Consider the following 22460-nt stretch of genomic DNA (forward strand, 5'->3'; position numbering starts at 1 on the left):
GGTTTCGCCCCGACGCCTTACTCGGCCAATCCGCGCAGCAGGTCGTTGATCGACGTCTTCGATCGCGTTTTCGCGTCGACTTGCTTGACGATCACCGCGCAGTACAGCGAGTGCGAGCCATCCTTCGCCGGCAACTGCCCGGACACCACCACGCTGTAAGGCGGTACAGAACCGTAGCTGATCTCGCCGGTCATGCGGTTGAAGACGCGCGTGCTCTGGCCCAGGAACACCCCCATGCCGATCACGCTGTGGTGGCCGACGACGAAGCCTTCCACGACTTCCGATCGCGCACCGATGAAGCAATGGTCCTCGATGATCGTCGGCGATGCCTGCAACGGCTCCAGCACGCCGCCAATGCCGGCGCCACCGCTGAGGTGGCAATGCTTGCCGACCTGCGCGCAGGAACCCACCGTCGCCCAGGTGTCGACCATCGTGCCTTCACCGACGTGCGCGCCGATGTTGACGAAGCTCGGCATCAGCACGACGTCCTTGCCGATGTGCGCGCCACGACGCGCGATGGCGCCCGGCACCACGCGCGCGCCGAGCTTGCGGAAGTCGTTCTCGCCGTAGCCCTCGAACCGGGCCGGGACCTTGTCCCAGAACGGCGCTGGCTGCGCATCCACCAGCTGCATCTCGTTGACGCGGAAATACAGCAGCACCGCCTTCTTCAGCCATTCGTTGACGGTCCAGCCGCCCTTCCCGTCGGGTTCGGCGACTCGGAACTCGCCCTTTTCCAGGCCTTCGATCACGCGCTCCACCGTCGGGCGCGTGGAACCGTCGATTTCGTCGATGCTCAGCATCGTGCGACGCTCGAACGCGCTGTCGATCATGAACTTCAGCTCTTCGATACCCGGCCCATTCGCGGCCTTCTTCGCCGAGGACTTCCTCGCGGCGACCTTCTTCGTCGCAGCCTTCTTCTTTGCGGTCATTGCCTGTCTCCGTCGATGCAGGCGAGCAGCGCGTCGCGCAGTGCCTGCTGTTGCGTTTCGTCCAGCGGCTGGTCGCGCCGGTCGGTGATCTGGAACACGTCCTCGGCGCGTTCGCCGAAGGTCGCGATGCGCGCGTCGTGGACGCGCAGATGCTGGTCACGCAGGACCTGGGCCACGTCAGCGAGCAGCCCGGGGCGGTCGTTGCACACCAGGCTGAGCATGGTGCGACCAGCGGCGCCACCGGTGATGCGATCGAAACCGATCTGCGAGGCGATGCGGAAGTGCCGCAGGTGCCGCGGTTGCGTGCGTCGTGCGGGGCGGATGCTTTCCAATGCCCCCGCCAATGCCTGGGTCAGTCGGCTCTCAACGTCCTCGGTCGTTGGCGCGTGGCGCGGATCGGCGGGCACGACTTCAAAACTGTCGAACACCATGTCGTGCGGACCATCGAGGATGCGCGCCTGCTGGATCGCCAGCCCGAGTCGATCAAGCGTCGCCACGATCGCGGCGAACAGACCGTCGCGATCAGGCGAATGCACGAAGACTTCCAGCGCACCCTCGAAACCCGTCAACGGTCGCGCGCGCACGCAGCCGCCAGCGTCGGCATCGCGCAACGACGTCGCCTGCCAGGCGATCTGGTCCGGGCGGCTGCGCTCGAAACCGATGCGTGGCATGCGCGCGAACAGCGCTTCGATCTCGTCTTCGTGGACGCCGAACGCGGCAAGCATCGCGCTCGCGGCGTCGCGGGTTTCGGCAATGCGCTCCTCCGCTGCCACCGGGTTTTCCAGGCCGCGTCGCAGTGCCAGGCGCGTGGCGGTGTACAGGTCCGCCATCAGGCGGTCCTTCCACGTGTTCCACAGCTTGGGCGACGTCCCCGCGATGTCGGCGCAGGTAAGCAGGTAAAGATGATCCATGCGCTCGCGGTCGGCCACGAGCGTCGCGAATCGATGGATCACGTCGGGATCGGCGATGTCCTGCTTTTGCGCCGTCACCGACATCAGCAGGTGCTGTCGGACCAGCCACTCCACCAATGCCGTGTCGCCTTCGGACAACTCGTGCGCGATACAGAATTCGCGCGCATCCACGGCGCCGAGCACGGAGTGATCGCCGCCGCGGCCTTTGGCGATGTCATGGAACAGCCCCGCGAGCAGCAGCACTTCCGGCTTGCGCAGGCGCGGCCACACCTGGTGCGCGAGTGCGAAGCGCTCGTCGGGCTCGCCCGATGCGAACGACGCGATGTTCTTCAGCACCGCCAGCGTGTGCTGGTCGACCGTGAACACGTGGAACAGGTCGAACTGCATGCGTCCGGACACGTTGGCGAACGCAGGAATCCAGCGTCCCAGTACGCCCAGTCGCGCCATGCGCTTGAGCGTCTCCACCGCCTGCGGCCCACGCAGCAGGCGCATGAAGCGCTGGCGCAGTTCGGCGTCGGCCTGGTGGTAGGCCGGGATGCGCGACAGTGCTTCGGCCAACGCGCGCGCGGTGCGCGAATGCAGGCCGCGTGCGTCCTCGCGCGAGGCCCACACGGCGAACAACGCGAAAAGATCCGCGGTGTCGCGCGGCCACGATGCACCGGGTTGTGCCAATGCGGACGCGGCGATGTAGCCACGGCGCAGCTCGAAGTCGGCATCGATGGGCTGCGGCGTCGTATCGCCTTCGAGCTGCTCCTCGAAGCGTTGCAACAGACGATCACCGATGCGCAGCACCAGCGCGGCGCTGCGGTAGAAGCCCTGCATCATCTGCTCGACGGCCAGGTTGTCGGCGTTGTCGACGTGGCCCAGTCGCGCAGCGAGCAGCTTCTGGTAGTCGAAGCGCAGGCGTTCCTCGCGCTTGCCTGCCACCAGGTGCAGGCCGAAGCGCAGGCGCGAGAGCGCGCGGCGTTCGCGCTCGAGCGTGGCGAATTCGTCGACGCCGAGCTGGCCGATGGCCATCATCGACTCCGGGTCCCAGGTGCCCAGCAGGCGCAGCGCCAGCCAGCGCAATGTCTGCAGGTCGCGCAGGCTGCCGGGGCCTTCCTTGAGGTTGGGTTCCAGGTTGTCCGCGGTATCGCCAAAACGGGCGTGGCGTGCGCGCTGTTCATCGCACTTGGCGGCGTAGTATTCGCGCGGCGGCCAGATGCGGTGCGGCGAGATCGCTTCCGCCAGTTGCGAAGCCGTATCCAGGTCCGCCAGCAGCGGACGCGCTTCGAGGATCGCGGTGAGGACGGTCACGTCCTGCGCCGCGGCCTGCGTGCATTCGTCGATGGAACGCACGGCGTGGCCGACGGGAAGCCCGGCGTCCCACAGCATCGCGAAGAAGCGCGCCAGCGCATCGGTGTGCAGCGATTGCGCGGTGGCTTCGGCCTGTACGAGCAGGTCGATGTCGGACTGCGGGAACAGCTCGCCGCGACCGTATCCACCGACGGCGAACAGCGAGAGTTCGGCATCCTGCGGGACACAGTGCGACCATGCTTCACGGACGATGGCATCGATCGCCTGCGTACGCGCGGCGAGCAGGCGATCGATGTCACCGTTGGCGTCGAAGCGCGCGGCGAGTGCGGCATCGGTTTCGGCGATGGCCTGGCGCGTGGTCGCGGCCCACTGCGCATCGGTCCGGGACACGATCGCGGACGCATCGAGCGAAGACGCGCTCATCGGGGGCATGGAACCGGCTTCGCTCATGGCGTTCGGTTTTCTTTTCGCCAGGCTGGGACAGCGGATCGTGCCTGCCAGGACGCGGCCGGACCGGCAGCAACGTCAGCCGGAACGACGCCGCTGCCCGTCACAGGTCGTTGTCGTCGCCGGGCAGGCGGGTCAGGATTTCCACGCCGGTGTTGGTGACGGCGACGGTGTGCTCCCACTGCGCGGACAACTTGCGGTCCTTGGTAACCACGGTCCAGCCGTCAGGGAGCAGCTTGGTGTGGCGCTGGCCTTCGTTGATCATCGGCTCGATGGTGAAGGTCATGCCGGCCTTGAGTACCAGGCCCTCGCCGGCGCGGCCGTAATGCAGCACCTGCGGGTCCTCGTGGTAGATCCGGCCGATGCCGTGGCCGCAGTACTCGCGCACCACGCTGAAACGCTCGCCCTCGGCGTATTGCTGGATCGCATTGCCGATGTCGCCCAGCGTCGCGCCCGGCTTGACGGTGCGGATGCCGCGGAACATCGCCTCGCGGGTCACGTCCACCAGGCGCTTGGCCATCACCGACGGCGTGCCGACGACGTACATGCGGCTGGTGTCGCCGTGCCAGCCATCCTTGATGACGGTGACGTCGATATTGACGATGTCGCCATCCTTGAGGACCTTGGATTCGGCCGGGATGCCGTGGCAGATGACGTTGTTGACCGAGGTGCAGATGGTTGCCGGGAACCCCTTGTAGCCGACGTTGGCCGGGATCGCGTTCTGGACCTTGACGATATGGTCGTGGCAGATGCGGTCGAGCTCGGCCGTGGTCACGCCGGGCTTCACGTGGGGAGCGACGACCTGCAGCACCTCGGCGGCCAGGCGGCCGGCGACGCGCATCTTCTCGATCTCGTCCGGGGTCTTGATGGTGATGGGCATCGGCGAATTATCGCCCATCCGGGGCGAAGACAGGCCCGCCACCGGCAGAACGATGCGGCATGAACCCGCCGCGAGCCCCGATCCGGAGGGTTCCGGCCCGCTGGTGACCCGTCAGTGGCCCATGGTTGCCCGGATCCGCCCATCCCGGCATAATTCCGGGGCTCTGCGGCTAGGCCGTAGTGCCGCCCACACCGAGCGACATCGGTGAATCCACACCCGCTGCCACAGCCCGTGCCGGGGTGCTTCCAAGGTCCAACCACCTGGAAGTTCGGCCACGGAAGCAGCGGGGAGGCCCAACCCCGGAACCGTCGCCACGCTCCAACCGGAGCGACTGGCGAGCCGCACTACTTACGCGGCCGGTTCCCCATCAGGAGTAGTGCAATGCCCCAGATCACCATGCGCCAGATGCTGGAAGCCGGCGTCCATTTCGGCCACCAGACCCGTTACTGGAACCCCAAGATGGGTCCGTACATCTTCGGTGCCCGCGGCAAGATCCACATCATCAACCTCGAGAAGACCGTTCCGCTGTTCAACGACGCGATGAACTTCATCTCGGGCGTTGCCCAGAAGCGCGGCGTCATCCTGTTCCTTGGCACCAAGCGCTCCGCGCGCGAAGCGATCAAGGAAGAAGCCGAGCGTTGCGGCATGCCGTTCATGACCCAGCGCTGGCTGGGTGGCACGCTGACCAACTTCGCCACGGTGAAGAAGTCGGTCGCCCGCCTGAAGGAACTCGATGCCGCTGAAACCGACGGCACCTTCCAGAAGCTGGTCAAGCACGAAGTGCTGACCCTGCGCCGCGAACGCGACAAGCTGGAAGCCTCGCTGGGCGGCATCAAGGAAATGAACCGCCTGCCCGACGCGCTGTTCGTGATCGACGTCGGCCACGAAGACATCGCCATCAAGGAAGCCAAGAAGCTTGGCATCCCGGTGATCGCGGTCGTCGACACCAACTACGATCCGGAACTGGTCGATTACGCGATCCCGGGCAACGACGACGCCATCCGCGCCGTGCAGCTGTACGCCCGCGCCGCCGCCGACTCCGTGCTGGAAGGCAAGGCTGCTTCCCCGCAGGCCCAGATGGTCCGCGAAGAAGAGTTCGTCGAAGGCGCTGCCGAGGGCGACAAGGCTCCGCGCGGCCGCGCGCCGGCGAAGAAGGCCCCGGCCAAGGGCGCCGAAGCCGCCGAGTAAGACCCTCGTCACGTGGCCGCGCCATGCTGCGCGGCTGCGTTGTCGATTTCGCAGGCGGGCCTTGGCCCGCCGCGCCGATCCGGCGGGCCCATGCCTATCAAGAGCCCGCCCACCATTCTTTTGAGGTAACCCCCATGGCAGAAATCACCGCTTCCCTGGTCAAGGAACTGCGCGAGCGCACCGGCGCCGGCATGATGGAGTGCAAGAAGGCGCTCACCGAGAACAACGGCGACATCGACGCTTCGGCCGAATGGCTGCGCAAGTCGGGCCTCGCCAAGGCCGACAAGAAGGCCAGCCGCGTCGCCGCCGAAGGCCGCATCGCCGTCGCCCAGAACGGCGGCAAGGCCGTGTTGGTCGAGATCAACTCCGAAACCGACTTCGTCGCCAAGGACGAGAACTTCCTCGCCTTCGCCAATGCCGTCGCCCAGGCCGCACTGGCTTCCGGTGTCGCTGACGTCGAGGCGCTGAAGAGCGTCAAGCTGGGCTCGGGCGAAACCATCGAGGAAACCCGCGCTGCCGCCATCTCCAAGCTCGGCGAGAACATCCAGATCCGCCGCATGGTCGTCGTCGACACCGCCAACAACGTCGCTGCCTACGTGCACGGCGGCAAGATCGGCGTGCTGGTCGAGGTCAAGGGCGGCGATGCCGACCTGGCCCGCGGCATCGCGATGCACGTCGCTGCGATGAACCCGCCGTACAACAAGGCTGCCGACGTCCCGGCCGACTTCGTCGCGAAGGAAAAGGAAATCGAGCTGGCCAAGATGTCCGAGAAGGACAAGGCCAAGCCGGCCGAAATCCTCGAGAAGATCATCAGCGGCAAGATCGCCAAGATCGTCAACGAGGTCACCCTGTACGGCCAGCCGTACGTGCTGAACTCCGACCAGACCGTCGAACAGGCCGTCAAGGCCGCTGGCGCCGATGTGGTCGGCTTCCAGCGCCTGGTCGTCGGCGAAGGCATCGAGAAGGTCGTCGAGGACTACGCCGCCGAAGTGCAGAAGGCGATGCAGGTCTGATCGGCTGATCTGATCGACCGATCTGATCGAATGATCCTGATCGACTGATCCTGATCGAACGATTCCGGCGCAATCTGGCCGGACCACGAAAGAGCCGCGGGGAACCGCGGCTTTTTTGTTGAATGAAGCACCGCGGAACGGTTACCGTCCCGTGCCCCTCACGGGGATTGCAGCGGCGGCGACAGGAGGTCGGCCGATGCTGCGACAACCGGGCCAGCATCCTGGCTCACTCCGACCTCCGTTTCCGACCAGAGTCGCCTTGCGCGGCTCGGGTTCATTTCCTGACAGGAGACACGGATGTCCTCGCCCATGAACGTAGGTTTCGCGCTGTATCCCGGCTGCACGTTGCTGGACTTCGCTGGCGCCACGCAGATCTTCGCCTACACGGATGTATTCAAGCCGGTGTGGATCGCCGCCAATCGCGATCCCATCGCGACCACCGAAGGCGTGACGGTGAATCCGAACGCAACCTTCAACGACCATCCGCCGCTGTCGATCGTGTTCGTGCCCGGTGGCGGCGACACGGGCGTGGGTGCGGCGATGCTCGATCCCCTCTTCCAGGCATGGCTGAAGCGCGAGGCAGGCACGGCCGAATGGGTCGGATCGGTCTGCACTGGCGCGCTGATACTCGCCGCCGCGGGCGCATTCGACGGTTGCGCCGCGACGACTTACTGGAGCGCGCGGTCGGTGCTGGCCATGTTCCCGGAGATCACCGTGGTGCCGGGCTACCCGCGCTGGCACGTGGACGAAGCGCGTCGCCGCTTCAGTGGCGGCGGCATTTCTTCCTCACTCGATCTCGCACTGCGCCTGATCGAGGTGATCGGCAACGTCGAACAGGCCCGACTCAGCCAGCTGCGCAACCAGTACGCGCCGCAGCCACCGCTCCACTCGGGCGACCCCACCGAAGCGTCGCCCGAGCTGGTGATCGAAGTCACCCAGTCGCAGGCTTCGTTCACCGCTGGCCTGACCGCTGCGACGAAGAAAGTCCTGGGACTGGCCTGAGCACGACGCGCGCTTCTTGTTCGCGACGTCAACACACGCAACCGCCAACCCAGGACACCGGAAGGGCCTCCCCGCCCTTCCGGCCCAGCTTTTTCCAGCTTTTTCAGCATTCCCCAATCAGGTCAGGGCGCCCAGCAACCCGCCGCCACCGCTGCCACCAGACTGGAAATAGACCTCCTCGTACGGCTGCACGACCACCCAGCCGGTGCCTGCGAATTTCAGCTGCACGCTCTCGCCGGAGCCGCGACCGAACAGCGTGCCCAGCGAGATATCGGTGACGATGTCGGGGCTCAGGTTGCCCGACCACGCCACGGTCGCGTTGGGATCGGTGAACACCGGCTGGTCCGGCGTCACCGCCAGCGTCAGCGGTTCGTAGTGCGACGTGATCGCGACCACGCCATTGCCCTGCAGGCGCATGTTGAACAGGCCGCCGGACATCATCCCCGACACCTTGCGCATCATCTTGATGTCGGCCTGGATGCCGTCCTCGTAGGCGAGCACGTCGTTGCCGTTGACGAAGATCGCCTCGCCGCCCAGGCGCAGCAGCGTGACTTTCTTGCCGGCATCGGCGACGTAGACGCGCCCGTTGCCTTCCATCTTCATCATCTGCGTACCTTCGCCGCTCACCGCCTTCTTGAACAGGTTGCCGAGGCCCTGTTCCAGCATCCCCTGGCGGGTGAACTTCACGCCGCCACGGTAGGCGACCATCGAGCCGGCCTTCGCCCACACCCGGCCGCTCAGCTTGACCTCCAACAGGTGCGAGCTTTCCAGCTCGAACACGTCCTGGCTGAGATCCTTCTGCTTCGACTCCTCGACAAACTCGCTCAGGTTCCTGATCGCCACTGCTTTCTCCCTGCTGGTTGGAATGGATCGGGTCAACGATTGGCCATGGATCATAGGGGTTGCACCTGACGCAGCGAAGGCGGGTCGACTGCGCCGCGGCCAGCCGGCATCCCGGGCGCATCGGCTACAATCCCGCCGCCCCAGCGCAACATCCAGCGCACCCCCAACCCCGAGGTCGCCATGTCCCAGCTTGCCTATCGTCGTGTCCTGCTGAAGCTCTCCGGCGAGGCGCTGATGGGCAACGAGGACTACGGCATCGACCCGGCCGTGCTGACCCGCCTGGCGCGCGAGGTGATCGAAGCGCAGCAGGCCGGCGCCGAAGTCGCGCTGGTGATCGGCGGCGGCAACATCTTCCGCGGTGCCGGACTGGCCGCTGGCGGCATGGACCGCGTCACCGGCGACCAGATGGGCATGCTCGCCACCGTGATCAACGCATTGGCGATGCAGGACGCGCTGGAGAAGCTCGGTGCCAAGTGCCGCGTGATGAGCGCGCTGAAGATCAACGACGTGTGCGAGGACTACATCCGCCGCCGCGCCGTGCGCCACCTCGAGAAGGGCCGCCTCGCGATTTTCGCGGCCGGCACCGGCAACCCGTTCTTCACCACCGACTCGGGCGCCGCGCTGCGCGCGATCGAGATCGGCGCCGACCTGCTGCTCAAGGCGACCAAGGTCGACGGCGTCTACGACAAGGATCCGAAGAAGCACGCCGATGCCGTGCGCTTCGACAAGCTCACCTACGACGAAGTCATCTCGCGCAACCTGCAGGTCATGGACACGGCCGCCTTCGCGCTGTGCCGCGACAGCGACCTGCCGCTGCGCATCTTCGACATGAGCCAGCCGGGCGTGCTGCTGAAGGTGCTGCGCGGCGAGAACATCGGCACGCTGGTGCGGGGCCGGAATCCGGGGCTGTAAGCGGGAATTGCGAGCTGTCCGCGGCTGCAAGGCCCATCCGGCCACCCACCCGGGAGCCGGCAAAGCTTGCAGCCGCCTACCTTGGAATAGCGTTGCGCGAAGGCCGCGTGGCAGGATCGATCCATGGGATTACTCCACCAGCACGGCCAAGGCCGCGACCAGAGCCACGGGCACGACCATGGCGGTCATGACCACCACCACGGCGCCAGCACCGCGCGTGCCTTTGCCGTCGTCACGCTGATCAACCTGGCTTACACGGCGCTGGAAGCCGGGTACGGCTTCGCCACCAACTCGCTGGCGCTGCTCTCCGACGCACTGCACAACCTGGGCGACGTACTCGGCCTGGCCCTTGCGTGGGGCGCCGCGGTCATCGCACGCCGGCCGCCTACCACGCGCCACACGTACGGCTGGCGTCGCGCCACCCTGCTCTCGCCGCTGGCGAATTCGCTGCTGCTAGTGGGTTTTTCGGGTGCGCTCAGCTGGGAAGCGATCCGCCGCTTCAGCGCACCGCCGGAGATCCCCGCGTTGCCGGTGATGGTGGTCGCGGCGCTCGGCATCGCGGTCAACCTCGGCGCCGCGTGGCTGGTGCGTGAGGGGCATGCGCACGACCTCAACCGTCGCGGCGCGTTCCTGCACCTGATCGCCGATGCTGCGGTGTCGCTGGCCGCGGTGCTCGCCGGTGCAGGCATGTGGTGGCAGGGCTGGGAATGGCTGGACCCGGTGACCGCGCTGCTGATCGGGCTGGTGATCGCGATCGGCGCGTTCGGCCTGCTGCGCGAGAGCTTCAACGCCGCGATGGATGCGGTGCCGCGCGGCATCGACCAGGCGCAGGTCAGTGAGTTCCTGCAGGCGCAGCCGGGCGTGGCGGCGGTGCACCACCTGCACATCTGGTCGCTGGGTGCCGGCGAGATCGCGATGACCGCGCACCTCGTCCGCCCGGACGACGCCGACCACGATGCATTCATCGATCGCATCACCCACGACCTCGACCACCGCTTCGGCATCAACCATCCGACACTGCAGGTGGAGCGTGGCACCGGCTGCGAACACGACCAGCACGATCGCGCGCCGCATCACTGAGGGGCCACCGGCCCGTACCAAGAGGTGCCGGCCTTCGCACTGCCTATCCCATCGTAGGACCATGACGGTTATGCGAATCGAATTGCGGCTGAGAGAGTCCCCGGCGTCAGAACTTGCCACCCGTGCCTACGATCCCGATGAGAACGATATCCGGTCCATCTTGATGGACGTCTGCCGAGCGATGGAGCGGCGAAGCGATCTTGTGGTGTCGGGCTTTGGTCAGGATCGTTGGCCGGTCGATGTGGGCACTGATCTTCCCGTCCTCCTGGAGCAATTACCTGATGCCCTTCGGGCTGTAAATGTGGGCGCGACCGCTGAGATTGACTTCTATGAACAAGGTATCGAGCGAGCAATCACGTTCTCGCCTACGGACGGCCGCTATGTAGCTACATGTACAAGTCGAACCATCTGGCAACCGAATCCTGCGGTCGAACACATTGATCGCGAGGATCTTGAAGAGATGTTGATGGCCGTGAGAGAGGTGTTTATGCATGCGTTCGCTGAGGTGGCGCCCGGCTTGGCCAGACATCCGTGGGTACGACTCTGGTTGGAATGTTCGCCTGAGAACTCGTAACCCGCGTAGGGCGGGCTCAACCCGGCCCGGACCCCGAATCCTCCCCTCCCGCTATAATCCCGCGCCTACTGAACCTGCAGCCGGAGCCGGCGATGCTCAACGACATCAAGAAAGACGCCCAGACCCGCATGGCCAAGAGCGTGGACGCGCTGCGCCACGACCTGGTCAAGGTCCGCACCGGCCGCGCCTCCGCCGGGCTGGTCGACTCGATCAAGGTCAACTACTACGGCTCGGAAATGCCGCTGGGCCAGGTCGCCAGCGTCGCCGTCGCCGATGCGCGTTCGCTGACGATCACGCCGTGGGAGAAGCAGCTGGTGGGCGCCATCGAGAAGGCGATCCTCGCCTCCGACCTGGGCCTGACCCCCAACACCGCCGGCACCGTGATCCGCCTCAACCTGCCCGCGCTGACCGAGGAACGCCGCAAGGAGCTCTCCAAGCACGTCCACGGTGAAGGCGAGGACGCCAAGGTCGCGATCCGCAACATCCGCCGCGACGCCAACAGCCAGGTCAAGGAACTGCTGAAGGAAAAGAAGATCACGGAAGACGAAGTCAGCCGCACCGAAATCGAGATCCAGAAGATCACCGACGGCGCGATCAAGGACGTCGACGACGTGGTGAAGGCCAAGGAACAGGAACTGATGGCGGTCTGAGGAAGTTGTCAGTTGCCGGTTGTCGGCAGCCACGGCCCACCGACAACCGCCAGCCAGCAACCGCCAACTTCCGACAGCCCCATGTCTTCCGATCCAGCGTCCACGCCCGTTCCCCACCACCTCGCCGTCATCATGGACGGCAACGGACGTTGGGCGCAGCGCCGCCGCCGTCCGCGCATGATCGGCCACCGCGCCGGCGCGCGCGCCGTCAACATCTGCATCGATTTCTGCCTGGAAACCGGCATCGAGGCATTGACGCTGTTCGCGTTCTCCAGCGAAAACTGGGGGCGCCCCGAGGAAGAAGTCGGTGCGTTGATGAAGCTGTTCCTCGGCGCGCTCGAACGCGAAGTCGACGAACTCGACCGCCGCGGCGTGCGCATCCGATTCATCGGCGAACGCGAACGCTTCGCCGACGCCATCGTCGCCCGCATGAACGCCTCCGAAGCGCAGACCGCAGGCAACACGCGACTGCAGCTGACCATCGCCGCGAGCTACGGCGGCCGCTGGGACATTGCCCGCGCCGCGCGCGTGCTCGCCCGCGAAGTCGCCGCCGGACGACTGGATCCGGAAGCCATCGACGAAACCCTGCTCGCCGCCCACGTGGCGCTGGCGGACCTGCCGCCACCGGATCTGTTCATCCGCACCGGCGGCGACATGCGGATCAGCAACTTCCTGCTGTGGCAGCTGGCCTACACCGAACTGTGGTTCACCGAAACGTTGTGGCCGGAGCTGGATGCAGCCACACTGCGACGCGCACTGGACGACTACGCCAATCGCGAGCGCCGTTTCGGCCTCACGGGTGATCAGGTCGCCGGGCCACGGCCTCCTGGGAACATCGAATGACCAAAACCCGCCTGCTCGCGGCCCTGATCATGGCGCCGATCGCCATCGCGGCGATCCTGTTGATGGCTTCGCCGTGGATGATGGCGCTGGCAGCCGTGGTCTTCCTGATCGGCCTGTGGGAATGGTTCGAACTCACCGGAATCGAGGACACCCTCGCGCGCACGGTGCTGCTGGCGGCCAACCTCGCGATGATGGTCGCGATCGTGTGGGCGTCGCGCTCGGCGACGGGCTACAGCTACGTCCTGTTCCAGCTGGCCTGCGTGCTCGGCGTGGTCTGGTGGCTGCTGGCGCTGTTGTGGCTGAGGCATTTCTCCTTCGCCAGCGACCACGAGACCTGGGCGCGCATGTTCAAGCTCGCCGCCGGCGCGCTGGCGGTGATTCCAGCCTGGTGCGCACTGGGCTGGATCCATGCGTCCAAGCCCAATGGCCACCTGTGGCTCTTCACCGCACTGGCGATCGTCTGGGCCGCGGACAGCGGCGCGTACTTCGCCGGGCGCAAGCTGGGCCGGCGCAAGCTGGCGCCGACGGTCAGCCCGAACAAGACGATCGAAGGTGTCATCGGTGGCGTGGTCGCCGGCCTGATCGTCGGGGTCGCCGGGGCGATGCTCGCCGGCGCGCCGGTAGCCAAGCTCCCGCTGGTGGCGCTGGTGGCCTTCGTGGCGATACTGGCTTCGGTGGTCGGCGACCTGTTCGAAAGCCTGCTCAAGCGCCACGCCGGCGTGAAGGATTCCGGCGACCTGATCCCGGGCCACGGCGGCATCCTGGACCGCGTGGACGGCGTGCTCGCCGCGCTGCCGGTGTTCGCGCTGGGCAAGGCGATGTTCGGCTTCTGAAGCCTCGCGCCCGCATGGCGTGCCCTGCGCTCCCCGCTCCATTCACCGCCCCAACCACCGCCACGGGCGTGAAGCCTCCACGGCGACGATAATCCCCTGATGTCCCAGCTTCCCACCCGCAAGATCGCCGTGCTCGGCGCCACCGGCTCCATTGGCGCCTCGGCGCTGGACGTCATCGCGCGCCACCCCCAGCAGTTGCGCGCGACGGTGCTGGCGGCCGGAAGCAAGGTCGCTGAGCTGGTCGCGCTATGCCAACGGCACCGGCCGTTGCACGCGGTGATCAGCGATACATCGAAGTTCGACGCCCTGCGCGAAGGCCTGCGCGCCGCCGGCCTGGACACGCAGGCGCACGCAGGCGATGCCGCCGTCGAGCAACTGGCCGGCAGCGATGCCTGCGATACCGTCGTCGCCGCGATAGTCGGCGCAGCCGGGTTGCCGTCCACCCTCGCCGCCGCGCGCGCGGGCAAGCGACTGCTGCTGGCGAACAAGGAATCACTGGTGCTGGCCGGCGAACTGCTCATGCGCACCGCGCACGATAGCGGCGCGACCATCGTCCCAATCGACAGCGAGCACAACGCGATCTTCCAGTGCCTGCCTGACGCCCACGCGCATCGCGGCCTCAAGCGCATCCTGCTGACGGCGTCCGGCGGCCCGTTCCGGGGTCGTCGGCGCGAAGAACTGCTCGCGGTCACGCCCGAGCAGGCCGTCGCGCACCCGAAATGGTCGATGGGTCCGAAGATCTCGGTCGATTCGGCCACGTTGATGAACAAAGGCCTCGAGGTGATCGAAGCCCACCACCTGTTTGGTGTCGGTCGCGATCGCATCGACGTGCTCGTGCACCCACAGAGCCTGGTGCATTCGCTGGTCGAATTCGTCGACGGGTCCACGCTGGCGCAACTGGGCCTGCCGGACATGCGCACCGCGTTGGCAGTGGGGTTCGGCTGGCCGGAACGGATCAGTTCCGGCGTCGGTGGCCTGGACCTGCTGCAGCACGGCCGGCTCGACTTCGAGGCCCCCGACCTGGCCGCCTTCCCGTGCCTGCGCCTCGCATTCCAGGCGCTGGAAGCCGGCGGCACCGCGCCGGCGATGCTGAACGCGGCCAACGAGGTCGCCGTTTCAGCCTTCCTTCAGCGCCGGATTGCGTTCCTGTCGATAGCCGAACTGGTCGAGTCGACGCTGGATGCGTTGCCGTCCACGTCAGCCGATTCACTGGAAAGCCTGCGTGCCGCCGACGCGGCGGCGCGTGCGCATGCCCAAGCCGCCATCCCCCGCCTGTCCGCCGCGTAAGCCGGAGCCGCACTGCCCATGAGTGAATTCTTCGGCTCGATCTGGTGGCTGCTGGTCAGCCTCGGCGTGTTGATCACCTTCCACGAATTCGGCCATTTCTGGGTCGCGCGCCGCTGCGGCGTGAAGGTGCTGCGATTCTCGATCGGCTTCGGCCAGCCATTGTGGCTACGCCGTGGCCGCGACGGCACCGAGTATTGCGTCGCATGGATCCCGCTGGGCGGCTACGTGAAGATGCTCGGCGAGGAGCCCGACAGCCCGGTTCCCGCCGAACTCAAGGCGCAGGCCCTCGATCAGGCGTCCGTGTTCAGGCGCATCGCGATCTCCTTCGCCGGTCCGGCCGCCAACCTGATCCTGTGCGTGCTGCTGCTGTGGGGCATGTTCGTGATCGGGCGCCCGGACTACGCGCCCGTGGTTGGCAGGGCCCAAGGGTTGGCCGCGACTGCCGGACTGCACGCTGGCGACACCCTGCTCGCCGTCGGCAGCCGCGCCACGCCGACCTGGAAGGAAGCCGAAATGGCGCTTATCTCCGTCGCGCTGGACCGCGCGGACGTCGCCATACGGGTCCGCCAGGCCAGCGGCACGGAGGCCAGCCGCGAGCTTCGGGCCTCGACCATCCCGCGCACGTCGAGCGACATCGCGGCCATCGGCTCGATCGGCATCCAGCCCCGCCACCAGATGGTCCCGGCCATCGTCACCCGCGTGGAGTCCGGCAAGCCCGCGTGGGGCGTACTGGCTGAAGGCGACCGGGTCACCGCGATCGATGGCCACCCCGTCCGCGCCTATGACGACATCGCGCCCCTGCTCAAGCAGCTGGGCGAACGCGGCGGCGAGGCCATGGTCGAAGTCCAGCGGGCCGGCGACCGCCTGGCCTTCCCGTTGGCCCCGCGCCGGCTCACATCGCCTTCCGGCCAGTCCTATTGGGGCCTGGGCGTGACGATGGGCTCCAACAAGCCACCGCCGAAGGACGCCGTGCTGCGCTATGGCCCGATCGACGCCATCCCGGCCGCATTCGACGAGGCCACGCACCAGGCCGGCGAGTTCTTCTCGATGTTGCGCCGGGCCTTCACCGGCGCAGTGTCGGTGCGCAACACCGTGGCGGGGCCGATCACCATTGCCCGGGCCAGCAATGCCATGGCCAACGAAGGCGTCGCCACGTACCTGTGGTTGCTCGCCCTGCTGTCACTCAGCCTGGGCATCCTGAACCTGCTGCCGATCCCGATCTTGGACGGCGGTCACCTGCTGTATTACCTTATCGAGCTGGTCAAAGGCAGCCCGGTCAGCGAACGGGTGCAGGCCGCCGGCAATTTTGTCGGCCTTGCCTTGATCGTCGGCCTGATGGGCCTGGCGTTCTACAACGACATCGTGAACAACCTGGCGCGCTGATGGAAAGCGCTTCGGGAACCAGTTCAGGAAGGACTTGTCCGACCAACGATTCGCCCTGCGGCGCCTGTTGGCGCGGCAACCCCCAACCGGATGTGATGATGACGCGACTCCCCAATCGCCGCCTGCTTGCCCTTGCCCTCATGACTGCACTGGCACAGGCAACGGCCCTGCCCGCGATGGCGCAGTCCGCCAATCCGTTTTCTCTGGGAGGCGCGGCACCGGCCCCGGAGGCGGTGTCGCCGGACGCCTTCACGATCAGCGACATCCGCATCGACGGGCTGCAGCGCATCTCCGCGGGTACCGTGTTCACCTACCTGCCAGTCGAGCGTGGCGACACGCTGGACTCGGCCAAGGCTGCGGCGGCGATCCGCGCGCTCTACAAGACCGGTTTCTTCGAAGACGTCCGCCTTGACCGCCAGGGCAGCATCCTGGTCGTTACCGTGGCCGAGCGCCCGGCGATCAACAAGATCACCATCACCGGCAACAAGGACATCAAGACCGATGACCTGATGCACGGCCTGAAGGAAAACGGGATGGCCGAAGGCGACACCTTCGACCGCCTGGTCCTCGACCGCATGAGCCAGGAACTCAGCCGCCAGTACAACAACCGCGGCAAGTACAACGCGACGATCGCCCCCGGCGTAACCCGCCTGGACCGTAACCGCGTCGACGTCACCATCGCGATCAAGGAAGGCAAGGCCGCCAGCATCCAGCACATCAACCTGGTCGGCAACGAGAAGTTCGAGGACAAGCAGATCCTCGACCAATGGGAATCGCGCGAGCACAACTGGCTCAGCTGGTACCGCCGCGACGACCAGTACTCGCGCGAGAAGCTCTCCGGAGACCTGGAGAAGCTCAACAACTACTACCTCGACCGCGGCTACGTCGACTTCAACGTCGACTCCACGCAGGTCGCGATCAGCCCCAGCCGCCAGGACATGTTCATCAGCGCCGGCGTTACCGAGGGCGACCAGTACAAGGTCTCATCGGTGCAGGTCACCGGTGACACCATCCTGCCCAAGGAGCGGGTGCAGAACATGGTGCTGGTGCGGGAAGGCAGCATCTTCTCGCGCCGCATGCTGGAGATCACCTCCGATGCGATCACCGCGGCGCTGGGCAACGTCGGCTACGCCTTCGCCCAGGTGAACCCGATCCCCGACGTCGACCGCCAGGCCAAGACCGTCGGCATCAACCTCCAGGTCGTGCCGGGCCCGCGCGTCAACGTGCGCAACATCGTGTTCAAGGGCAACACCCGCACCAGCGACGAAGTGATGCGCCGCGAGATGCGCCAGTTCGAGGGCAGCTGGTATTCGCAGGCGGCCGTCGATCGCTCCAAGATCCGCCTGCAGGGCCTGGGTTACTTCGAATCGGTCGACATCGACAACGAACCCGTCGCCGGCACCAATGACCAGGTCGACGTGGTCGTCACTGTCAAGGAAACCTCGTCGGGCAGCTTCGTCTTCGGCCTGGGCTTCTCGCAGTTGTCGGGATTGAGCACGCAGATCCAGGTATCGCAGGACAACTTCCTGGGCAGCGGCAACCGCGTATCGGTGCAGGCGCAGCGCAGCAATTACCAGCAGCGCTACGACTTCTCGTTCTACAACCCGTACTTCCTGGATAACGGCCTGTCGCTCGGCTACAACCTGTGGTGGCGCGAGCTCGATTATTCCGACTTCAACACCGCGCAGTACAACAGCAACAGCGGCGCGGCCCAGGTCGTGCTGGGCCTGCCGATCACCGAGACCGACTCGGTCTCCGCGCTGTTCGGCATCGACAGCAACCAGATCCTGATCAGTGGCGGCACTCCGGAGCCGATCCGCGACTACATCAATGCGCTGGGCCAACGCACATTCCATTCATGGCGCCTGGAGACGGGCTGGTCGCGCAACTCGCTCGACAGCCTGCTGACCCCGAGCCGCGGCACCAACCAGCGCATCTGGCTTGAAACCACCCTGCCGGGTTCGACGGTCGAGTACTACAAGCTCAACTACAGCTTCTCCAAGTTCTGGCCGCTGTCGCGCCATGTGGTGATGAACACGCGCACCGAGCTGGGCTATGGCGATAGCTACGGCAATGCCGTCACACGCGACCTTTGCTTCACAGCCACGGTTCCTTCGAACCCAGCAAGCCCGGAAAATCCCAACCCCATCCCTTCACCGGTCACGCCGCCCAGCAACCCGTGCCTCACGACATCGCCGGACTACAAGCAGACGGTGACCGCGGACGGACTGCCGTTCTTCGAGAACTTCTACGCCGGTGGCGTGCGTTCGGTTCGCGGCTTCGTCGACAACACGCTGGGGCCGCGCGAAAAGCCCTGTGCAAGCTGTGCCCCGCAGCCCGTGGGTGGCGCGGTCAAGACCGTTGGCTCGCTGGAGTTCTACTTCCCGACGCTGCTGGACACGGCTTCCGCGCGCCCCTCGCTGTTCGTCGACTTCGGCAACGTGTTCAAGGACACCAAGAGTTTCGATACGGGCGAACTGCGCGCATCGGCTGGTGTGTCGTTGATGTGGCGTTCGCCGATGGGTCCGATCTCCATCAGCTATGCCACGCCGCTGAACAAGAAGGAAGAAGACAAGATCGAACGCCTGCAGTTCACCTTCGGCGGCACGTTCTGATCGCGGCCCGGATCGTTGCGCCGTGAGCGGACTTGCCTTCACCGCGGCCGAACTGGCGCAACGCTTCGGGCTTGAACTCAAGGGCGACGCCGCTACCCAGGTGCGCGGCGTCGGCACGCTGGCCCGCGCAACCGCCGGACAGCTCGCCTTCCTCGCCAACAGCAAGTACCGCGGCCAACTGGCGGACAGCCAGGCGTCGGTCGTGGTGATGCGCGCGGACGACGCCGCCACGCATGGCGGCACCGCGCTGGTCGCCCGCGATCCCTACGCGGCCTTCGCGAAGATCTCCGCGTTGTTCGAACCGCTGCCCGCGCGCGAACCGGGCATCCATCCCAGCACCGACATCCATCCCGACGCCGTCGTCGATCCGACAGCGCACATTGGCGCGTTCACCAGCATTGGCGCGCGCAGTCGCGTGGACGCCGGCGCGGTCATCGGTCCGGGCTGCGTGATCGGCGAAGACTGCGTCGTCGGCGCCGGCAGCGAACTCATCGCACGCGTCACCCTCGTCACCCGGGTTCGCCTGGGCCAGCGTGTCCGGCTGCATCCAGGCGTGGTGATCGGTGCGGCCGGCTTCGGACTGGCGATGGAATTCACCGATAACGGCAGCGGCCGGTGGTTGAACGTGCCGCAGCTGGGCGGCGTGGTTATCGGCGATGACTGCGAGATCGGCGCCAACACCACCATCGACCGCGGCGCGATCGAAGACACGGTGCTGGAAGAGGACGTGCGCCTCGACAACCAGATCCAGGTCGGCCACAACGCCTTCATCGGCGCGCACACGGCGATGGCGGGCTGCTCGGCGGTAGCCGGCAGCGCGCGCATCGGCCGCTATTGCCTGGTCGGCGGCGGCGCCGGCGTGCTGGGGCACCTGGAGATCTGCGACAAGGTCATCGTCACGGCGATGAGCCTGGTCACCCATTCGATCCGCGAGCCCGGCGAGTATTCGTCCGGCACGCCCTTGATGGACAATCGCAGCTGGCGCAAGAGCGCCGCGCGCTTCAAGCAGCTGGACGCGATGGCGCGGAAGCTGGGACGCTCGTCACAGGACGATTGACACTGTCCGGGAAGATGCCGCGCGGGTGCAATCGCGCGACACTTCCATCCCGTACGGACGCGCATGTAGCAGGGAAAGCGGATAATTGCGGTTTCGCTGCGCCACGCGCGCACCAGGAAACGAAAATGACCCAACCCGTGCAGCTTCCCCTCGACGTCACCGCCATCCAGAAGGTGCTGCCGCACCGCTATCCGTTCCTGCTGGTCGATCGCGTCGTCGAACTGGAACCGCACAAGCGCGTGCTGGCGTACAAGAACGTCACCTGCAACGAACCCTTCTTCAACGGCCACTTCCCCGGCCACCCGGTGATGCCCGGCGTGCTGGTGGTAGAAGCCCTCGCCCAGGCGGGCGGCCTGCTCACCCAGTTGTCCAACCAGACCGACTGTGACGGTAAATTGTTCTACCTGGTGAAGGTGGACAACGCGCGCTTCGCCAAGATGGTCGTACCGGGCGACAAGCTCGAACTCGACGTCACCCTCAAGCGCAACATCCGCAACATGGCGCTGTTCTCGGGCGTCGCACGCGTCGATGGCCATGAGGTCGCCAGCGCCGACATCCTCTGCGCCGAGGTCAAGGCCTGAGCATGAACGATGCGTCGTCCCCGGCGGTGATCCACCCGACGGCCGTCGTCGAAGCCGGCGCGAAGCTCGGCAACGGCGTGCAGGTCGGCGCGTTCTGCTACATCGGCAGCGACGTGGAGATCGGCGACAACACCACCTTCGGTCCGCATTGCAGCGTGCAGGGTCCAACGCGGATCGGCAGCGACAACCGCTTCATCGGCCATTGCGCCATCGGCGGCGAACCGCAGGACAAGAAGTTCGCCGGCGAACGCGTCGAGCTGGTCATCGGCGATCGCAACCTCTTTCGCGAGTTCTGCACCGTCAACCGCGGCACCGGCACCGGCGGCGGCATCACCAGCATCGGCAACGACAACTGGCTGCTCGCCTATACGCACGTCGCGCACGACTGCCACGTCGGCAACCACTGCGTGTTCTCCAACAACGCCACGCTCGCCGGCCACGTCACCGTGGGCGACCACGTGATCCTCAGCGGCTTTGCCGGCATCCACCAGTTCTGCCGCATCGGCGCGCACGCGTTCATCGGCATGGGCGCGTTCGTCAACGGCGACGTGCCGCCGTTCCTGATGGTGGCGCAGGAAGGCTATGGCAAGCCGCGCGGCATCAACAGCGAGGGCCTCAAGCGCCGCGGCTTCGATTCCGTGCGCATCAGTGCGATCAAGCGCGCTTACCGTGCGCTGTACATTGCCGGCGTGCCGTTGGATGAGGCCCGCGCGAAGCTCGCCGAGATCGCGAAGGACAGCGACGATGTCCGTGCCTTCCTCGATTTCATCGAGAGCGGCGAACGTCCCCTGCTGCGTTGAAGCACGCGTCCCGGACAGGCCGCCCGCAACCGCTTCCTGCCGGGGTGGATGAACCGACGGTCCCCCGCTACGCTCGGGGTGACCGCTGAACACCTACTCAGCCCGCGAACATTCCTTGAACACGACCGCTCCCCGCCCCGTGCGCATCGCCCTCGTCGCCGGCGAAGCCTCCGGCGACCTGCTCGGCGCCGGGCTGGTGCGCGAACTGCGTGCGCGCCATCCCGACGCGCAATTCGCCGGCATCGGTGGTGATGCGATGCGCGCGGCCGGGCTCGACGCGTGGTTCGACGCCAACGAACTGGCCGTGATGGGTTTCGCCGAAGTCCTCCGCCACCTGCCCCGCCTGCTGCGCCTGCGCGGCGCGCTGCGTCGACGCTTGCTGGCATGGCAGCCGGACGTCTTCATCGGCATCGACGCGCCCGACTTCAACCTGGGCATGGAGAAGTGGCTCAAGCAGCGCGGCATCCGCACCGTGCATTACGTGAGCCCGTCGGTGTGGGCCTGGCGCGAGAAGCGCGCGGAGAAGATCGGCCGCAGCGCCGACCGCGTGCTGTGCCTGTTCCCGATGGAGCCGGCGATCTACGCCAGGCACGGCGTCGACGCGCGCTTCGTCGGCCATCCGCTTGCCGACGAGATGCCACTGGAACCCGATCGTGCCGCCGCACGTGCGCAACTGGGACTGGATGCCGACCGACCGGCGCTCGCGCTGCTGCCCGGCTCGCGCGTGGGCGAAATCGAACGATTGGCTGCGGATTTCCTTGCTGCGGCCGCGCGCGTCCTGCAGCAGATACCCGAACTGCAGGTCGTGGTGCCCATGGCCAACGCGCACGCGGATGCGGCGTTCCGGCGCGTGCTCGCCGCGCATGCCGATGCGGAAGCGTTGCGCCCGGCATTACGCGTGCTCAACGGCCACGCCCGCACGCTCATGGCCGCCAGCGACGCGATCCTGCTCGCCTCGGGCACCGCCGCGCTCGAAGGCATGCTGGCCAAGCGGCCGATGGTGGTCGGCTACAAGGTCGCGCCACTGACCTACTACCTGGTGAAGGGCTTGGGGATGCTCAAGGTCGACCGCTATTCGCTGCCCAACATCCTGGCGGGCGAAGACGTGGTGCCCGAACTCATGCAGCACGAATGCACGCCGGAAAACCTGGCCGCGGCGACGCTGGCGATGCTGCGCGATCCGCACGTGGCCGCACGCATCGAACCGCGCTTCCGCGAGCTGCACCTGCAATTGCGCCAGGACGCTTCGGCACGCGCCGCGGACGCGGTCTCGCAGCTGCTGCATGAGCCGCTACCCGCCAGCGCGCGCACAGGCGCCTGAGACGGACGAACCGCG

20 protein-coding genes are annotated in these 22460 nt (G+C 66.6%); 16 read left to right on the top strand and 4 right to left on the bottom strand.

Features of this window, described 5'->3' with window-relative positions:
- Positions 1 to 17: 17 nt before the first annotated feature.
- From dapD to map, 3 genes are all read right to left on the bottom strand, one after another.
- A complete protein-coding gene (dapD, locus tag ACYVD7_RS10190; protein WP_460762692.1) occupies positions 18 to 950 on the bottom strand; it encodes a 2,3,4,5-tetrahydropyridine-2,6-dicarboxylate N-succinyltransferase in 933 nt (310 codons plus the stop codon).
- Positions 926 to 3559: a [protein-PII] uridylyltransferase gene (glnD, locus tag ACYVD7_RS10195; RefSeq protein ID WP_460762497.1), complete on the bottom strand. Its 2634-nt coding sequence runs from the start codon at positions 3557 to 3559 to the stop codon at positions 926 to 928. The genes dapD and glnD overlap by 25 nt, the downstream gene beginning before the upstream one ends.
- Positions 3560 to 3686: 127 nt before the next feature.
- The gene (map, locus tag ACYVD7_RS10200) at positions 3687 to 4463 is read right to left on the bottom strand and encodes a type I methionyl aminopeptidase (RefSeq protein ID WP_460762500.1); all 777 of its coding nucleotides are present in this window, start codon (positions 4461 to 4463) and stop codon (positions 3687 to 3689) included.
- 381 nt (positions 4464 to 4844) lie between these two features.
- On the opposite strand from map, the gene rpsB reads away from it, so the two are divergent.
- From rpsB to ACYVD7_RS10215, 3 genes are all read left to right on the top strand, one after another.
- Entirely contained in the window at positions 4845 to 5651 is an 807-nt protein-coding gene (gene rpsB, locus ACYVD7_RS10205) for a 30S ribosomal protein S2 (protein WP_460762503.1), read from the top strand.
- 134 nt (positions 5652 to 5785) lie between these two features.
- The gene (tsf, locus tag ACYVD7_RS10210) at positions 5786 to 6664 is read left to right on the top strand and encodes a translation elongation factor Ts (RefSeq protein WP_460762506.1); all 879 of its coding nucleotides are present in this window, start codon (positions 5786 to 5788) and stop codon (positions 6662 to 6664) included.
- A gap of 297 nt (positions 6665 to 6961) precedes the next feature.
- On the top strand, positions 6962 to 7666 hold the full coding sequence (locus ACYVD7_RS10215) for a DJ-1/PfpI family protein (protein WP_460762509.1): 705 nt from the start codon (positions 6962 to 6964) through the stop codon (positions 7664 to 7666).
- A gap of 117 nt (positions 7667 to 7783) precedes the next feature.
- Here ACYVD7_RS10215 and ACYVD7_RS10220 read toward each other — a convergent pair whose 3' ends face one another.
- Positions 7784 to 8509: an AIM24 family protein gene (locus tag ACYVD7_RS10220; RefSeq protein ID WP_460762512.1), complete on the bottom strand. Its 726-nt coding sequence runs from the start codon at positions 8507 to 8509 to the stop codon at positions 7784 to 7786.
- Between the two features lie 180 nt (positions 8510 to 8689).
- Here ACYVD7_RS10220 and pyrH point away from each other — a divergent pair, with 180 nt between their 5' ends.
- The 13 genes from pyrH (at position 8690) to lpxB (ending at position 22445) form a co-directional block, all read left to right on the top strand.
- Positions 8690 to 9421 carry a UMP kinase gene (pyrH, locus tag ACYVD7_RS10225; RefSeq protein WP_460762514.1) on the top strand — a complete coding sequence of 244 codons (732 nt, stop codon included), beginning with the start codon at positions 8690 to 8692 and terminating at the stop codon, positions 9419 to 9421.
- A 123-nt stretch (positions 9422 to 9544) separates the two neighbouring features.
- Positions 9545 to 10501, top strand: a complete 957-nt coding sequence (locus tag ACYVD7_RS10230; protein WP_460762517.1) for a cation diffusion facilitator family transporter — start codon at positions 9545 to 9547, stop codon at positions 10499 to 10501.
- A gap of 61 nt (positions 10502 to 10562) precedes the next feature.
- A complete protein-coding gene (locus tag ACYVD7_RS10235) occupies positions 10563 to 11075 on the top strand; it encodes a hypothetical protein (RefSeq protein WP_460762520.1) in 513 nt (170 codons plus the stop codon).
- A 92-nt stretch (positions 11076 to 11167) separates the two neighbouring features.
- Positions 11168 to 11725, top strand: coding sequence for a ribosome recycling factor (gene frr, locus ACYVD7_RS10240; protein WP_460762523.1), 558 nt, complete (start codon positions 11168 to 11170; stop codon positions 11723 to 11725).
- 81 nt (positions 11726 to 11806) lie between these two features.
- The gene (gene uppS, locus ACYVD7_RS10245; RefSeq protein ID WP_460762526.1) at positions 11807 to 12568 is read left to right on the top strand and encodes a polyprenyl diphosphate synthase; all 762 of its coding nucleotides are present in this window, start codon (positions 11807 to 11809) and stop codon (positions 12566 to 12568) included.
- Positions 12565 to 13401: a phosphatidate cytidylyltransferase gene (locus ACYVD7_RS10250; protein ID WP_460762528.1), complete on the top strand. Its 837-nt coding sequence runs from the start codon at positions 12565 to 12567 to the stop codon at positions 13399 to 13401. Before uppS ends, ACYVD7_RS10250 begins: the two co-directional genes overlap by 4 nt.
- A gap of 99 nt (positions 13402 to 13500) precedes the next feature.
- Positions 13501 to 14688, top strand: coding sequence for a 1-deoxy-D-xylulose-5-phosphate reductoisomerase (locus ACYVD7_RS10255; protein ID WP_460762531.1), 1188 nt, complete (start codon positions 13501 to 13503; stop codon positions 14686 to 14688).
- A gap of 18 nt (positions 14689 to 14706) precedes the next feature.
- Entirely contained in the window at positions 14707 to 16071 is a 1365-nt protein-coding gene (gene rseP / locus ACYVD7_RS10260) for an RIP metalloprotease RseP (protein WP_460762534.1), read from the top strand.
- A gap of 98 nt (positions 16072 to 16169) precedes the next feature.
- Positions 16170 to 18686 (top strand): outer membrane protein assembly factor BamA, encoded by a 2517-nt coding sequence (gene bamA, locus ACYVD7_RS10265; RefSeq protein ID WP_460762536.1) that lies wholly within the window; start codon positions 16170 to 16172, stop codon positions 18684 to 18686.
- Positions 18687 to 18708: 22 nt separating this feature from the next.
- Positions 18709 to 19743 (top strand): UDP-3-O-(3-hydroxymyristoyl)glucosamine N-acyltransferase, encoded by a 1035-nt coding sequence (gene lpxD / locus ACYVD7_RS10270; RefSeq protein ID WP_460762539.1) that lies wholly within the window; start codon positions 18709 to 18711, stop codon positions 19741 to 19743.
- Between the two features lie 125 nt (positions 19744 to 19868).
- On the top strand, positions 19869 to 20324 hold the full coding sequence (gene fabZ, locus ACYVD7_RS10275) for a 3-hydroxyacyl-ACP dehydratase FabZ (protein ID WP_460762541.1): 456 nt from the start codon (positions 19869 to 19871) through the stop codon (positions 20322 to 20324).
- Positions 20325 to 20326: 2 nt separating this feature from the next.
- Positions 20327 to 21124 (top strand): acyl-ACP--UDP-N-acetylglucosamine O-acyltransferase, encoded by a 798-nt coding sequence (gene lpxA, locus ACYVD7_RS10280; protein ID WP_460762544.1) that lies wholly within the window; start codon positions 20327 to 20329, stop codon positions 21122 to 21124.
- A gap of 85 nt (positions 21125 to 21209) precedes the next feature.
- Positions 21210 to 22445 (top strand): lipid-A-disaccharide synthase, encoded by a 1236-nt coding sequence (gene lpxB / locus ACYVD7_RS10285; protein ID WP_460762695.1) that lies wholly within the window; start codon positions 21210 to 21212, stop codon positions 22443 to 22445.
- The last annotated feature ends 15 nt before the right edge of the window (positions 22446 to 22460 follow it).

It is taken from the genome of Lysobacter fragariae (assembly GCF_054779775.1).